General features: G+C 53.0%; 10 protein-coding genes. 3 read left to right on the forward strand and 7 right to left on the reverse strand.

Translation table 11 applies throughout. The features are described from left to right. Nucleotides 1-124: 124 nt before the first annotated feature. The 5 genes from GCU44_RS05075 to GCU44_RS05095 all read right to left on the reverse strand — a co-directional run bounded on the left by GCU44_RS05075 (nt 125) and on the right by GCU44_RS05095 (nt 7,153). Nucleotides 125-1,321: an FG-GAP repeat domain-containing protein gene (locus GCU44_RS05075; protein ID WP_154854677.1), complete on the reverse strand. Its 1,197-nt coding sequence runs from the start codon at nt 1,319-1,321 to the stop codon at nt 125-127. A gap of 1 nt (nt 1,322) precedes the next feature. Further along, on the reverse strand, nt 1,323-4,409 hold the full coding sequence (locus GCU44_RS05080; protein ID WP_154854680.1) for a PVC-type heme-binding CxxCH protein: 3,087 nt from the start codon (nt 4,407-4,409) through the stop codon (nt 1,323-1,325). Between the two features lie 119 nt (nt 4,410-4,528). Then, entirely contained in the window at nt 4,529-4,717 is a 189-nt protein-coding gene (locus GCU44_RS05085) for a hypothetical protein (RefSeq protein WP_092177232.1), read from the reverse strand. Nucleotides 4,718-4,807: 90 nt separating this feature from the next. Continuing rightward, the gene (locus tag GCU44_RS05090) at nt 4,808-5,608 is read right to left on the reverse strand and encodes a 3-keto-disaccharide hydrolase (protein WP_154854683.1); all 801 of its coding nucleotides are present in this window, start codon (nt 5,606-5,608) and stop codon (nt 4,808-4,810) included. A gap of 27 nt (nt 5,609-5,635) precedes the next feature. After that, nucleotides 5,636-7,153: a DUF4301 family protein gene (locus GCU44_RS05095; RefSeq protein ID WP_154854686.1), complete on the reverse strand. Its 1,518-nt coding sequence runs from the start codon at nt 7,151-7,153 to the stop codon at nt 5,636-5,638. Between the two features lie 208 nt (nt 7,154-7,361). Between GCU44_RS05095 and GCU44_RS05100 the strand changes: the two genes are divergently transcribed. Next, nucleotides 7,362-7,508 (forward strand): DUF2256 domain-containing protein, encoded by a 147-nt coding sequence (locus GCU44_RS05100; RefSeq protein WP_174238233.1) that lies wholly within the window; start codon nt 7,362-7,364, stop codon nt 7,506-7,508. On the opposite strand, the gene GCU44_RS05105 is transcribed toward GCU44_RS05100, so the two are convergent. Further along, entirely contained in the window at nt 7,491-8,831 is a 1,341-nt protein-coding gene (locus GCU44_RS05105; protein ID WP_154854689.1) for a DUF5723 family protein, read from the reverse strand. The genes GCU44_RS05100 and GCU44_RS05105 overlap by 18 nt on opposite strands. Before the next feature lie 139 nt (nt 8,832-8,970). On the opposite strand from GCU44_RS05105, the gene GCU44_RS05110 reads away from it, so the two are divergent. Both GCU44_RS05110 and GCU44_RS05115 read left to right on the forward strand, forming a co-directional pair. Continuing rightward, nucleotides 8,971-9,759, forward strand: coding sequence for a hypothetical protein (locus tag GCU44_RS05110; protein ID WP_154854691.1), 789 nt, complete (start codon nt 8,971-8,973; stop codon nt 9,757-9,759). Further along, nucleotides 9,753-10,757 carry a S41 family peptidase gene (locus tag GCU44_RS05115; protein WP_154854693.1) on the forward strand — a complete coding sequence of 335 codons (1,005 nt, stop codon included), beginning with the start codon at nt 9,753-9,755 and terminating at the stop codon, nt 10,755-10,757. The genes GCU44_RS05110 and GCU44_RS05115 overlap by 7 nt, the downstream gene beginning before the upstream one ends. 16 nt (nt 10,758-10,773) lie before the next feature. Here GCU44_RS05115 and GCU44_RS05120 read toward each other — a convergent pair whose 3' ends face one another. Next, nucleotides 10,774-13,785, reverse strand: a complete 3,012-nt coding sequence (locus tag GCU44_RS05120; protein WP_154854696.1) for a PVC-type heme-binding CxxCH protein — start codon at nt 13,783-13,785, stop codon at nt 10,774-10,776. Nucleotides 13,786-13,809 lie beyond the last annotated feature (24 nt).

Below are 13,809 nucleotides of genomic sequence, written 5' to 3' on the forward strand. Positions count from 1 at the left end.
ACTGAGCGTTAAGAATTAGTCCTTTAGGACTAATTTTAAAAAAACAGGGTTTTCCAGGAAGCCGCACCGCCCTCCGGGTCTTCGCTACGCTCCCGGCCTGCCAGCGCTTATGCGCTCCTTCTGCTTACTCCCTGATTTGCTCAAATACAAAAACCCCCTTCTTGTTGGCGACTACGATATCCACCAACCCGTTGCCGGTAAAATCCTCCGTAACCACATGGACCCCCACACCGGAATCGGTATCAATCACATGCTGGATCCATTGGGGGTCTGACCCCGGAACAAACTCGTACCAGGACAGATACGGCGTGTCGTATTCGCCGGGGTCGTTGCCCATATGGGCGAAATAGCGTTTGCCGGTAACCAGATCCGGATGTCCGTCCCCATTGATGTCCACCAGTTCCAGTCCGTGCGTTTGCGTAAAAGAGTCATCAATAAGGTGGGTTTCCCATTGCCCGGATTTTCTTTGCTCGTGCCACCAGACTCCCAATTGATGGGCAGAGGAAGAAACCACATCCGCAAGACCGTCCCCATTGAAATCGTACACGTACATCTGTGCGGCCGGTTCACCCAGGTCGGCGGGATGAAATTTCCAGGGCCCCTGGCGAGGGTCTTCCGGGCCTTCCCACCAGCCCTCGGTGATGAGCAGGTCCATTATTCCATCCCCGTTGATATCTCCCACGCCCATACCGTGGGCAAATCGCGCCGTGCCCGGACTCTCTTTTTCACTGATTGGGTATTTTTCCCAGGCCAGATCATCCGGATCCCCGGGGGCTTTGAACCAGACCATTTCGCCCGTCTCGGGAATACTGCCGACAATATCCTTGATGCCGTCCTTGTCCATGTCAAAAAAGCCCGCCGACTCGTTGCCGAGCGATCCGGAAATCCGATGTGTCTTCCATTGTCCGGCTTGGTTTTTTGGGTTTTCAAACCACTGAACCTCCTTCCCCGGAAAGCCTATCCGCACAAAATCTACCCAGCCGTCCTGATTCACATCCATGCCGTAGCTGATAAAGGCATTGCTGTATCCTTTGTCGTAGTAAAACTCCTGCGGTTCTTCCAGTTCGTGCGGTGTCCAGTCCGGCGCTTCAAACCAATAGGCCCCGGCCATGACGTCCATTAAGCCGTCCCGGTTCACATCACCGATGGCAGCGCCTTCTGCCAGAAAGGTACTGCTGAGCGTATGTTTCTGGAAAGAAATCTTGGACGCGGGAACTCCGGACGTATCCTGACGGGCCATACAGGGTGGGAGCAAAACCGTTCCAACCAGGGTGATTAGTGATGCTGCAATTTTGTTGGGGAGGTGGGCTGGAATAATCATCTTATCGAAGGCTAAGTAGGTAATTCATCAACTCATTGAACTGTTCCTGATTCATTGTGGTGCTGAAGTAATCTGGCATCAGGGTAATGGTAGAGGCGGTTTGTTCGGCAATAGCGCTTTTGGGAACGGAAAACTCCTGTCCAGTCTGGTCTGCCATTACCAGCAGCTGTCCTTCTTCCCGCCGGAAAAGACCGGAGTGGGTTTGCCCATTTTTGAGTTTCAGGGTATAGGTCCGGAAGTTCTCGGAAATATTTCGGTTGGGATCCAGCACTTTGGTGGCCAGAGCGGAAAGGCCCCAATTACCAATGCCGTCTAGTTGAGGGCCAATCATGCCTCCGTCTTCCTCGATTCGGTGGCACATGCTGCAATGCTGTTCGTAAAGGGATCTACCGGATAGCACCTGTGCTGCGGACTGTTCAAAATTCTCCACACGCTCGGCAATCAACTGTTCACGTTCCTGACTGATGGGAAGAAGGTTTTCGGTGAGGGCCTGGAAGGACTCCTGCTGCGCGCTGCTGGCACCGGAAAGGAAGTTCTCTTCCACGTTTCGGCGCTGTAAAATTCTCGCGGGGGCCAGGCCCTCCCGGATAAGCCTGATCAAAAGGTCTTTGCCTTCATCCTCCGCAGCGAGTAGCGCAGCAATGGTTTCCTGTAGTTCAATCGGTGCATGCCGCATTCCCTCACCCAATGCATCCAGGCTGCGGCTGGATGAGAAAAGGGCCATGGATTGTGCCATTTTGCGACGAAAGTCGAGGGCGTTTTCCGGATCGGTCATCCAATCCTGTAAAAATGTCAGTTGCGTCTCCGGGTCAATTTCCATCAAGGCTCTGGCAGCTGCTACCCGGATCTCCTCCGGCAGATAGGGCCCGCTTACCAGTTGCCGAAGTTGGGGAATAGTGGACCTAAGCCGCAGCATACCAGATACGCCGGTCGCGTAGTGCAGTTCGTCGATTTGGGCTTCGTTAAGGGAACTGGAGTTCCCAGCCTGTTTTTCCAGCAGCTGTTCACTTAAAGACCGGTTCCAGGTGATCAGTTCTTCGGGCCATTCCACATCCTGCTGGGTAAGCCCGGCGTTGATAGCGATGGCTTTCCGATACAGGGGTAATCCTGGCTGTTTTTGCAGGGCCAGCTGGATCAGTCCATGTATTTTGGAAGCAGGTAATGCTTGTGCCGCAGCTGTCAAATAGGGTAAAAAACGATCTTCCGATACGGGGTTGGTTTGCAAGTGCGCCACCAGAAAGGCTGCGGAAACGCGGGAGGTGATGTCCGAAAAAACCAGGGCCACTTCGGCTGCTTCCTCTTCGTTCCAGGATTCGCTGGCAACTGTATTGGCAATCTCGGGATGGCTGGCATGCCGAAAAAAGGCATGCTGCAAAGCATATCTCAGGTGGCTGTCGCTTTCCGGGGTTTCCAAAAATGCCTGCATCAGGGGGCGGACCATGCTTCTGTCCTGATGCCGGATGAGATTTTCGGCAGCCACGCGTCGCACGTGGGGGCTGTTGTCCACCAGGGCTTCTTTGGTCCATTCATAGTCGGTTGAATCAAATTTGGTCTGTTCCCCCAGAATCCGGTGCAGGTGAACCCGAACCAGGGGATCGGGATGCAGGCGTGTTTTCTCCAGGGTCTTCTTCGGTAGGGCCTCCAGGCGTGATAGTGCCCAGAGGGCTTGTACCAGTTGGCGCGAAGGGCTACGCCGGTGGTTGACAATCTTTTGAAGGGCGGCGGTCGCTTCGCTTCCGTACCGATCCACCAGCTCGTCCGTAGCAACCAGCCGGGTTTGGAGCACGGGATTTCCTATGGCTTCTATGAGTCGTGCCATGCTGGCCCGTGACCAGTCGGTAACGGTTTTTTGCTGTCCGCGGTAGGTGATTTTCCAGATGCGCCCGCTGTTTCGGTCCCGATCCGGGTGATCCAGAGGAACCTCGTAATGCCCGATAATGGGGTTATAAAAATCGGCAACATACAAGGCACCATCCGGTCCCACTTTGATATCTACCGGACGGAACCAGGGATCTTTGCTCACCAGAAAATCCGCCTGCCGGGTGGCCTGGGGCGTGGAGCCATTAAAACTCATGGTGCTCCTGCTGATCCGGCAGGTGACCACGTCTCCCGAATAAAAACTATTTTGGTACGCTTCCGGAAACTGGGTATCTGTGTAATATACCAGTCCGGACAGTGCCGTGGAATTCAGCCCGTAATCCATCATGGTAGGGGCAAAGCCCCGGTTGGGTTCCTTTTTCCCCCATTGGGTATAATTCCCCTCCCGGATTAATTGGTAAATGGGCAGGGTATGGCAATCGGCCGAATAATGGTACCCCAACTCGTCCAAATCGGAACCGAAGGGGTTGATCCGTCCGTCGCTGGTTTTTTCGGCACGGCTGCCGTCCATGGCAAACCGAAACGTGTTTCCCGAAACCATGCGGATGGAATCCCCATCTTTTCCGGCCACGGTAGAAACATTGCTAAAGCCATGGGAAGCGTGGATCCATCCGTCAAATCCACGAAACAGGTTATTCACCATCCCATGCGTATCGCGGGTCTCAAAAGGCCCCAATAGTATTTCCCGCTTGTCCGCTTTATCGTCTCCGTCGGTATCGTAAAAGCGGTAAACGTGGGGAATGCTGAAGCCAATGGCTCCACCCTTCACCGGTTGGACACCGATGGGGATATTCAAGTCCTCGGCAAAATGGGTGATTTTATCGGCCCTGCCGTCCTTGTTGCTGTCTTCCAGAATACTTATTCTATCTCTTCCCTGTCCCTCACCGGCTTTAATGGGGTATTCCGAGGACTGGCTGACCCACAGCCGCCCTTTTTCGTCAAAGGCCATGTTGATGGGTTTGGTGATGTCCGGTTCGGCGGCAAATAGCGTCACCTCAAATCCCGGTGGAAGAATAAAATCGGCCTTCTCTTCCTCTGGCGTCTGGAAGGGGCTGGTTCGCACATGGGCGGAATAAATGGGGTCTGGATCTTCTTCCACGTAGGTGGAAGGGCTGGGCTCCGACAGGTCGGCCGATTGCGTGATTTGCCTGGGCTGCTGGCAACATACGAGTAGCAGGAGAAGTCCAGCGGTAGGAAAGTGGGTTTTCATTAATTGATACGGGATATAGGTAGTAAACTATCCCTTAACATACACTTTATTCTCCAAAGATACAACCAGGCGGTATTTCCTTTACACGGAAGGAGCAACAGGTAGCGCTACAGGTACGCCTAGCTCCGGTCTTTGATTGTTTTTAAGAGTCCCAGGCCCGAACTGAAGAAAACGAACCCCAATACGAATACCACCAGAAGTGTTTTCCAATCGGCTTCCCCAGGCCCCAAAAATGCGTAGGCTCCGTAAATAAGAGCACCCAACCCGATCAAGGTGAGAATGGGTCCAAAAATGCGTTTAAAGTTCATACCGTTTTTTACCGGTAAGGAAACAAAAACACTGCCAGACTGAAAAACAAGTTCTGGATATCCGATTTTGTTTATCCTCGTCCCCGGGGATTAGAAATCGGTATCCGGTTCTTCCAGCTTGAGCCGTTGGACCCAGATATTGCGGAACAGCACTTCGTGTCCTTCGGCTTGCAGTTTGATGCCTCCTGGGCGATTGGTGATGCCTTTTCCACCATCCCTGCCTCCGTCCAGGCCGGAGTTTGCGCCGCCCCATACCTGCTGAATGGCCACATTTTCGTGGATTTTTTTCCCGTTAAAATAAATGGTGGTCATTGCTTTTTCCGACAGTTTGCCGTTCTCATCGAAACGGGCACTTCGGAATTGGATGTCGTAGGCATTCCATTTGCCTACCCCCCGGTAAACGCTGTAGGGAGCCGCTTTCTCGTTGATCACTGCCGCCATGCCATGATCGGTGCTGTCTCCATCGAGGATCTGTATTTCGTAGCGATTTTGCAGGTACACGCCGCTATTACCACCCGGTTCTTTGATCAGAAACTCCACATGCAGGCGAAAATCCGTAAATTTTTGCTTCGTGACAATGTCGGCCGCACCGTATTTCCCACCGGCACCGTCGGGATCGTTGGAACTGACTGCGGTTCCTTTGTCGACCGGATCCGGTACAATTTCCCATTTGATGGGCAGTTTGGCAGTAAGCCGGGGGCCTTCCCAATAGGTCCAGTTTTTATGTAGGGATTTTTTCTTTCCGTTGAACAGCTGTTCCGCGCCCTTAGGAGCGGCGGCGCCCACGTCCAACTGCGCCCTCGCGGGTACTTGAACCAACAGGAACAGCAGGAAGAAGGCCGATAGGCAGAAAGGAAGTAAACGAGGGAAAGAAAACGTTTTTAGAATCATAAGGAGGTTGTTGACAGGCCTAATGGATTATTGATGAACCTCCCGCAGGAGGTCGTTGATGGTTTTGACGGGGTTAAAAGTAATCAGCGGTACCTCTACGAAGAGGGAGTTCCAGTGAGCCATGGATCCGTTCCACAGACCGGGAAGTTCCTGGGCTTTTAAATCCCGTCCGCTTTTGGATTTTTGGGTAATGAACCCGGTCTTTGGGTCCCGGTAGGCCATCAGGTCGAAGGGTTTGCCCCTGTAGTCTTTGATGCCACAAACCAGGTCGGTCGGGTTGAAATGCGTCGCTGCCTGAAAGATGGCTTTTTGATCCGGATCATCGAGGTCTAATTGGGCCGTTTCGGCGATCTGCAGGGAAAGCGAGCCATCCGACTCTTTCACCCAAAAGGGGCCACCTCCGGGCTCACCGGTATTTTCTACCATCCCACAAACCCGAATGGGACGGTTTAGTTTGTTGTGCAGGAAACTGCCCTGTTCGTCTAGTGTAAGCGTTTGAAATGCATCCGGGAGTTTCCCTCCGAGGGTCTGCGTAAATACCTGCCGGGCATTTTCTACGGTGGCCTCGCTGACCGCCTTATCGAGCGCTTTCAGCGCCTGAAAGGCCTCAGACTGTGCCCGGAGGAGCAAGCCGCCAATGGCTTTTTTATAGGTCGTAGTGGTCTCTTTCAGGCGATCCGGTACCACGTTGTCGATGTTTTTGATAAAGACCAGATCTGCATCGATTTCGTTTAGATTCGCCAACAGCGCCCCGTGCCCTGCGGGCCGAAAGAGCAGGTCCCCATTGTCTTCGACAAACGGCTCGTTGTCCAGGTCTACGGCAATGGTGTCGGTGGTCTTTTTTTGCTGGGAAAAATCGACAGAAAACGTAACACCAAACCTTTTCTCCATAGCGGGTCGTACCTCGGCTACTTTTTCTTCAAATTTTTTCTGATGCTCGGGCGATACGGTAAAATGAAGCCGTACCGTTCGGTCCTTTCCTACGCCATACTGTGCGCCTTCGACAAAATGTTCTTCTACCGGCGTGCGGTTTTCGCTGCCGTACGCATGGAATTTTAATAGGCCCTTGGGCAAATTTCCGTATCCAAGGCCCTCGTCTTCCAAAAGGACGGTCAGAATACGTGCATATTCCTTTTGGTTTAGTGCAGTGGGCAAATCGTTGCCGCATTTTTGAAGTTCCCGGTTCAGGTCTTCATAAAAGGCAAAGGAGTCGATGGACGCGAAAAATTGGCGCACAAAGGCATCGTCTTCCAAGGAGTCGGTTCCCTTTTCGAGAAAGCCGAATAGGTTTTTAAACATGCGGCTGGCGGCACCACTCGCAGGAACAAATTTCACCAGTGCTTGCGTTGGGGCAGCGGATTCGTATTCATTCACCGCGGTGGTTAACTCCTCCTCCGTCAAAACCTGGATGCCGTCTCCGATTTTAGCAGCATCTTGAATTTCTAAAAATGGGAAGCCCTGTTTAAAGTTTTGTAGTTGCTCTTCTACCGTTTGCAGGGGCATTCCCAAGGCGCTAATTTGTTGCTTTTGTTCGTTGGATAACATGAATGGATATCGGGTTAATCAGATTTTTTTGACGATCCAATATAGCAATTTCAATTGTGAAAGGCCCTATTTTTTTGGGAATTTAGCCCAATCTTACCTACCTGTGGGAAGGAATTTCTTGCACGTTGCCTATCGACAGAATTCTTTTCCTGGTTTTGGTAAACAATTTTCCGGGAAGGTGTAGTTACCAAACGAAACCTACGCTGCAATGATAAAGAAAAGAGACCTGCCTCAGAAGACTTGCCCGGTTTGTGGAAGGCCGTTTGTCTGGCGAAAGAAATGGGAGAAAAACTGGGAGGAAGTCAGGTATTGTTCCGACCGATGCCGAAATCAGAAATCAAAATCCCCAGGATAATCCGGCATGTACATCCAGTCGACTGCTATCCGCCAGGAGTCCGGTGATAAGGGATTGGCTGCCAACAAAGAAGCCGCCGAATTGTATACCGAGTCCGCCTGCCAGGCCAGAAACCTGATGGTGCATCCAGGGTGAGTAAATCTCCAGTTTGCCTGCAATAAACCGGGGCGTGATGACTAGCAAATCCGGGGCGCTCAATTGCCGGTTGCGGCTTTCGTCGTCGATGCGTTTTTGTCCGTAGACCGCTACCTGAAAATGGCGTACGGGACTGAATTCTACATAAGCCGCGAGTTGTTGGGGCAGGTGGATACGTGTGGCGGTTTGCTCACGGGAAACTGAAAAGAACCCGCTATTCACCAATTGCTGCTCGATTTCTTCAACGCTTCCTGCCAGGTTGTCGATCCGAAAGGATTCACTCTGGCCAATGTCGATCTGGTAATTTCGGGTAATTTGGCTGCTAGCTGTGGTCATTGCGCCCAGGTTTTTCAGGGACATGCCCAGATTCAGGAAGCGTCTCCCATTTCGGTTTATGAGGTAATTGGCGCCCAGGTCGACTGCAAAGCCACGGGGAGAAAAACCCGACCAAAGGTCGGTGTCGAAGCCCAGTCCACCATTGCGATTGATATCCCAGCGATCGTCGTACGATAGGTTCAATATACCCCGTGCGTTGGAAAGGCGTATTTGGTCCGGTCCGGTTAGCAGGGTTGCCTGGATTTGGTCCAATCCCAGGTTGGCATAGGTGCCGGGAAAGAGCACTTTGAAATGCCCACCCAGCGATAGGGACTGGGTTTCGGTTTCCCAGATACTGGTGCCCGCCATTAGCCCAAGTTCCAGCCAGCCGACGGCATTGATACGCTGATTGTAGGGTAGGTCCAATTGCGTTTGGTTGGTTCCGCTTGCCGTCGTTTCGTTGACGATGGCGTCGCCCAGCTTGGGGTTAAAATCGATGACATCCACCTTTGCCCGGGCCTGGGAGGTAAATCCCAGGGACCACTTTTTTAACCGAATGCCTACGGATGGACCCATTACCGTAAAGTCTGTTCGCACGTTGACGGGCTCCGATATGCGCGCAAAGATGCTTTCGAATTGGTTAAAGTCGGAGAGCATGTCTTGAAAAGACAAGACATTGTTATCCAGGGTTTCGCCCACTGCAAAAAACGATACTTCCACTTTTTTGTGCAGGTGGTTCAGTTCGGCTGGGTTCATCATGGCATTGATCATGCCTTTGCGTTGGCTGTTTTGGATGCCTAAAAAGCTTTCCTGACCCTGGCAAATTCCTCCCAAGCCAAAAAAGAGAAGGAAAAGGTACAAACCCTGTTTCATCAATCTTCGTAATAAAAGTTAACCGCAATTGCTCAATAAATTAACACAAAAATACCTGGAATATGAATCGGAAGGTTAGATTTTTTTCAGATTTTAGTACTTTGGCGGACCAATACTATTTTACCAGAGACGAAACCTGATGCGGAGTACCTGTAACCATTTTTTATTTCTTTTCCTGTTGACCTGCATGGTCCACCTGAACGCCTTTTCGCAGTCGTCAGGGAATCTATGGTTGTCCACCGGCTTTCAGGCATTCACCAGTCGTGACGCCGGGTTTTCTTCCATGAAGTACAGCGGGCCCCGCAGTTTCAGTACGGGCGCGTTCGCGCTTCAACGCCCCCATAAGACAGAGACCTTCCAAGTTGAATTTGGCATTGGCCCGCTAAGCAACCAAATCGGCAACTCCCTAAACGCTTTGTCTGCGGGCTTTTGGAACAGTACCTTTTATCACCGGGAAAAAGACGCCGACCGGGGCCTGCATTGGGGCTGGTCCAATCAGAATTTGTTGAATCTCCGTCGGCACAATGGATTTACCAATTACAGTCTCCGGTACGATTATTTCACCTCCATTGGACCGGCGCTTCGGTACCGGTACCCCTTTCAATGGAAAGGGCAGCAGTTTTCCTGGCAAACCCTGGCCCATTGGCAGGTAGTGGGCTTTCAGATTAAGTCCGGCTTTATCGGAGCCGACCCGGCAGGAGTCACCGAGGATGGGGAACCGTTGGATAATTTTCTCCGGGCGGTGGACCCTTTTTACGTAGGAAGGGATTGGCACCTTGGACTGGAATCCACGCTGGTTTGGACATTGCCTGCCGGTAATGACCTGGCACTGCGTTACCGACCAGAGTTCGCTTTCTTAAAGGGAGGCCAACCGATTCATCGTGTTGGACATGCAGTCAGTCTATTAATAAATTTTCGCATATGGTAAGACCTGCATCGTATAGTTGGATCCTTGTGGTTTTTTTGTTTTCCTGCGACCAATGGCTGCTGCCACCCGACCCCGCGTCGGACCCAACGGCTGTATTCGATACCTTATGGGAAGACGTAAACCATAGGTATTCGTTTTTTACCCACAAAGACATTGACTGGAAACAGGTACGCGCGGATTACCGGCCCAGGGTAAACGATCAGATGGGCCAACTGGAGCTGTATGACCTGTTGGCCGAAATGCTTTTTGAACTGCGGGACGGGCACGTAAATCTAAGTACGGGATTTAACCGCAGCCGAAACTGGGATTGGTATCGGGATTTCCCCGTTAATTACGACGAAAACCTGATCGAGCAGGAATACCTGGGAGGAGATTATTGGATCAGCGGGCCATTGCAGCATCAGGTGGTGGACGAGGTGTTGTATGTCAATTACCGATCCTTCGGGCAACGGATTTCCGAAGCCAATCTGCAGGTGGTCGTCGAGCGGGCAAAACGAAGCAGGGGGGTAATCATCGATGTGCGGAATAACGGCGGGGGCAATCTGAGCAATGCGGAGTTACTGGCTTCTGCCTTCGCGGCAGAAGAGATTGAGTATGCAAAGCAACGGATCAAATCGGGCCCGGGGCCGGATGAATTTGGCCCTTGGGAACCGATGACAATTCGTCCCTGGGAGGAAGGAACGTATACCGGCCGCGTGATCGTCCTTACCAATCGCCGGTCCTACAGCGCGACCACTTTTTTTGCCCAGATGATGAAGGCCCTCCCCAACGTGTCCCTCGTAGGAGACCAAACGGGTGGAGGCGGAGGGACCCCGGTATTTGGTGAGTTACCCAACGGGTGGACCTACCGCTTTTCGGCAACGCAGACCATCGACCCGGACGAACGGCAATTGGAAGATGGTGTGGTGCCTGACCTACGGTTGGACCTGAACCCGGCAGCGGTAGGCAGGGGAGAAGACAACCTGATCGAAACAGCCATTTTTCTGCTGCGTAGGTAAACGTGCGTTTGCCTTTTTAAGGGTACGAGGATCCTTTAAGAAAGGACAGCAGGTTAGCAAGGTCTTGCCGAGTCATGGTTTGTTCCAGTCCGTCGGGCATCAGGGAAGTGCCCGGGTTTTCCATGCGTTCAATTCGGGAACGGAGCAGGGTTTCTTCGGTTCCGAAAGAAGTTTTTAACCGGATGGAATGGGCCGACTCGGAGAGAATGCGGCCGCTTAGCTGCCGCCCATCGGTGGTCTGCACGGTGGTGGTCTGGTATTCCGGCAAAATTTCGTAATTCGGTACCAGTGTATGCAACAGAATGGCCGAAGCCGGTTGATTGCCAATACCGGTCAAATCGGGTCCGACTTCGGCTCCCTCCCCCGAATGCCTGTGACAGACGGCGCATTGCTTGCGAAAAACGGCTTTGCCCGCAGCGAAATCGCCTTCCAGGGTCAACACTTCTTTGTATCGGTTGAATACCTCCATTCTGCCGCCTTCCTCCAGGAAATCAAAAAGGGAATCGGCAGCCGATTGTACCCGCGGGTTAGCCGATTTCATGAGCGCCTGCCGGGTGGTTGACGGAATGTCGGCGGCTGGAATGGCGCCCGTTTTCAGCGCGTGTATCAATTCCTCCAGGAGTACCGGCTGGGATAGGAGGCGATTGATCACGGCGGCCTTTATCTGGGGGGTAAACGTTTTCCATTGCTGGGCCTCGGTGAGCAATTTGCCGGCCCTGGAATGATTTTGGCGGGCCAGCGCAGTCACAGCTTCCAGCTGAACGGCATTGGATTGATCGGGAGTCAGCAAACTACCCAGCAGGTTCTCGGTCTGACCGGGAGGAAAATACCCCAGCGTGCGTACGGCCCGAATGCGGTCGTCTTCCGCAGTGGAGGCTGCGTTTAGAAGCGTTGTCAATTCGGCTCTCCATGCTTTTAGCTGATTTTCGGTAAGCCCCAATTGATCCAGATGGAGGAATTGCCCGTCTTTTTCTGCCAGGCCCTGGCAAAGACCGGCAAGTAGGGCGGCTTCCGCGAGAGTGGTCTCTTCTGCCCGTATCGAAAGAATCAGGTTTTTGGACGTTTCAAAGGAATGGCTTGCCGCCAGAAGTTTCCCCAAATCGGAAAAAAGCTCCCGCATCCCGGCCGAAGCGGGTTCATTACTCCTTTCCCTCAGCAATTGCAGAAATCCCAGGGTTTGGTTGTTTAGACCAGCCAGAACGGCCGTTCGCAGCCAGGAATCAGCGGCATCCTGATAGGCAATGTGTGCCAGAGGAGCTACTTTACCCTCCCCGGACTGCTCCCCCAGAACCAAGGCCGCCGCAAACCGGACTCGGGGCTCGGGATCTTCGGATCGCTCAAAAATTTGGGCTTCCACCTGTGGTATCAGGTTTTTGGAGCGGGCTGCCAGCCATAGGCCCTGTTCCCGTACACCCGGATGGGGATCCTGCAGGGCGGCGCGGAGAAGCTCCGGGCTCATGCCGGCTGTATGGTGAACCAGCCAAAGTGCCCGCACCCGGGTTTCCGGTAGCGTCGCCTCCCTCACCAGGGAGCGGAGTGCGGCCAGGCTTTCGGCTGGTTTGGCTTCCAGCAATAAGCGAAAGGCGGTTTCTCTGGACCAGGCATCCCCGTCGGATAGGGCCTTCAGGGTTTCCGAGAGGCTGACCGGATCTTTTTTTGGAAAGACGAAGGAGTTCACCGGCATTTCGGGTCCTTTGGCGCGTATGCGGTAAATTCTCCCCTGATTTTTACCGCTGCTAAAGTCCAATGCCGGGCGGGTTTCTTCGGGTACGTAGGCGGGGTGATCGATGGTTTTTCGGTACATGTCTGCCAGGTATAGGGCGCCGTTTGGCCCGTGGCCCAGAAATACCGGATTAAACCAGGTGTCGGATGAGGCTAAAAACTCCCATCCTTCGTGTACCCGTTGCGATACAAACGTGGCACCTTTTTTTTCCAAGCGTTGCCGCTGTACCAGGTTTTGCGCCGGCTCGCATATAAAGGCATTTCCCACATGAGCTTCGGATAATCCTGGGCCCTGAAAAATTAAGGTACCACAGGCCGAGGTAAAGGTGCCCTGGTGGGAGCGGCCCATCAGCCGGGGGATGTAGTCCGCCGTGGTTACGGATTTGCTGATCGGAAAAACGAGCGCTTCTGATTCGACCGGCGAAACATTTTGAACGGTGTTGGAAAATGGGAGATGAGGATTTCGTTCCAGGTGCCGGGGTTCCAGTACCAGGTGCTGCAGGGGGTGCCGGTTGCTGCTGCCGAACCTTCGACCGAAGGCATCAAAGGCCAAACCAAACTGACTGCGGCCCGCGGTACGCTCAAATTCCAAGGTTTCCGGGTGAAAGCGGCTATCGGAGGCGGTGAATTCCACAGGTTCTTTGTCTGGACGGGAAGGCGCGTGCACCTTTCCACCGGTCAGCCCGGAGGTAAGGTAGACCCATCCATCCAGACCCAGTACGGGATGGCTGACCCGTATCTGGGCGGTTTTGCTGTCGTCAAATCCCGTAAGGACGATTTCCCGGATATCGGCCTTGCCGTTTCCACTGGTATCTTTGAAATAATACAGGTGTGGTGCACAGGTAACAAATACCCCGCCTTTCCAGGGCAAAATGCCGTTGGGATAGCTAAGGCCCGTTACGAAATCGGTTCGGTAATCAAATTTTCCATCCCCATCCCGGTCTTCCAGCCGCGCTATTGTCCCCTCCATTTCGCGGGCAGTCCCGTCAACCGGATCGGGATAGCCGGTATTTTCAGCGACATACAACACCCCGGTTTCATCAAAAGCAAAGGCTGCCGGGTCCGCCACGAGCGGCTCCGCTGCCAGTAATTCAATTTGCAATCCGGGCTCCAGCTGGAAGGCTGCCAAGGCCGCTTTTAGCGGAAGCGAGTCCTGGTAGCTATAGAGGTAGGAATTGACCGGGCTTTCTTGCCGTTCAAACAAGGGGCCGATGTCTGCGGTATCGGTTTTTTCGCTACAGGCAGTAGAAAGCAACAGCAGGAAAACAAGGAAATAGGCGTAAGGCATACGGAAACGAAAGCTCATGGCATAGACGGAAATGGTGCAGAA

The organism is Cyclobacterium xiamenense (assembly GCF_009467825.1).
Lineage (GTDB): Bacteria > Bacteroidota > Bacteroidia > Cytophagales > Cyclobacteriaceae > Cyclobacterium > Cyclobacterium xiamenense.

What these genes read in the sequence shown, in the direction of transcription:
- GCU44_RS05095 (WP_154854686.1), bottom strand. Translation starts at nt 7,153, where the DNA reads ATGTTATCCAACGAACAAAAGCAACAAATTAGCGCCTTGGGAATGCCC.
- GCU44_RS05090 (WP_154854683.1), bottom strand. Translation starts at nt 5,608, where the DNA reads ATGATTCTAAAAACGTTTTCTTTCCCTCGTTTACTTCCTTTCTGCCTA.
- GCU44_RS05100 (WP_174238233.1), top strand. Translation starts at nt 7,362, where the DNA reads ATGATAAAGAAAAGAGACCTGCCTCAGAAGACTTGCCCGGTTTGTGGA.
- GCU44_RS05080 (WP_154854680.1), bottom strand. Translation starts at nt 4,409, where the DNA reads ATGAAAACCCACTTTCCTACCGCTGGACTTCTCCTGCTACTCGTATGT.
- GCU44_RS05115 (WP_154854693.1), top strand. Translation starts at nt 9,753, where the DNA reads ATGGTAAGACCTGCATCGTATAGTTGGATCCTTGTGGTTTTTTTGTTT.
- GCU44_RS05110 (WP_154854691.1), top strand. Translation starts at nt 8,971, where the DNA reads ATGCGGAGTACCTGTAACCATTTTTTATTTCTTTTCCTGTTGACCTGC.
- GCU44_RS05105 (WP_154854689.1), bottom strand. Translation starts at nt 8,831, where the DNA reads ATGAAACAGGGTTTGTACCTTTTCCTTCTCTTTTTTGGCTTGGGAGGA.
- GCU44_RS05075 (WP_154854677.1), bottom strand. Translation starts at nt 1,321, where the DNA reads ATGATTATTCCAGCCCACCTCCCCAACAAAATTGCAGCATCACTAATC.
- GCU44_RS05085 (WP_092177232.1), bottom strand. Translation starts at nt 4,717, where the DNA reads ATGAACTTTAAACGCATTTTTGGACCCATTCTCACCTTGATCGGGTTG.
- GCU44_RS05120 (WP_154854696.1), bottom strand. Translation starts at nt 13,785, where the DNA reads ATGAGCTTTCGTTTCCGTATGCCTTACGCCTATTTCCTTGTTTTCCTG.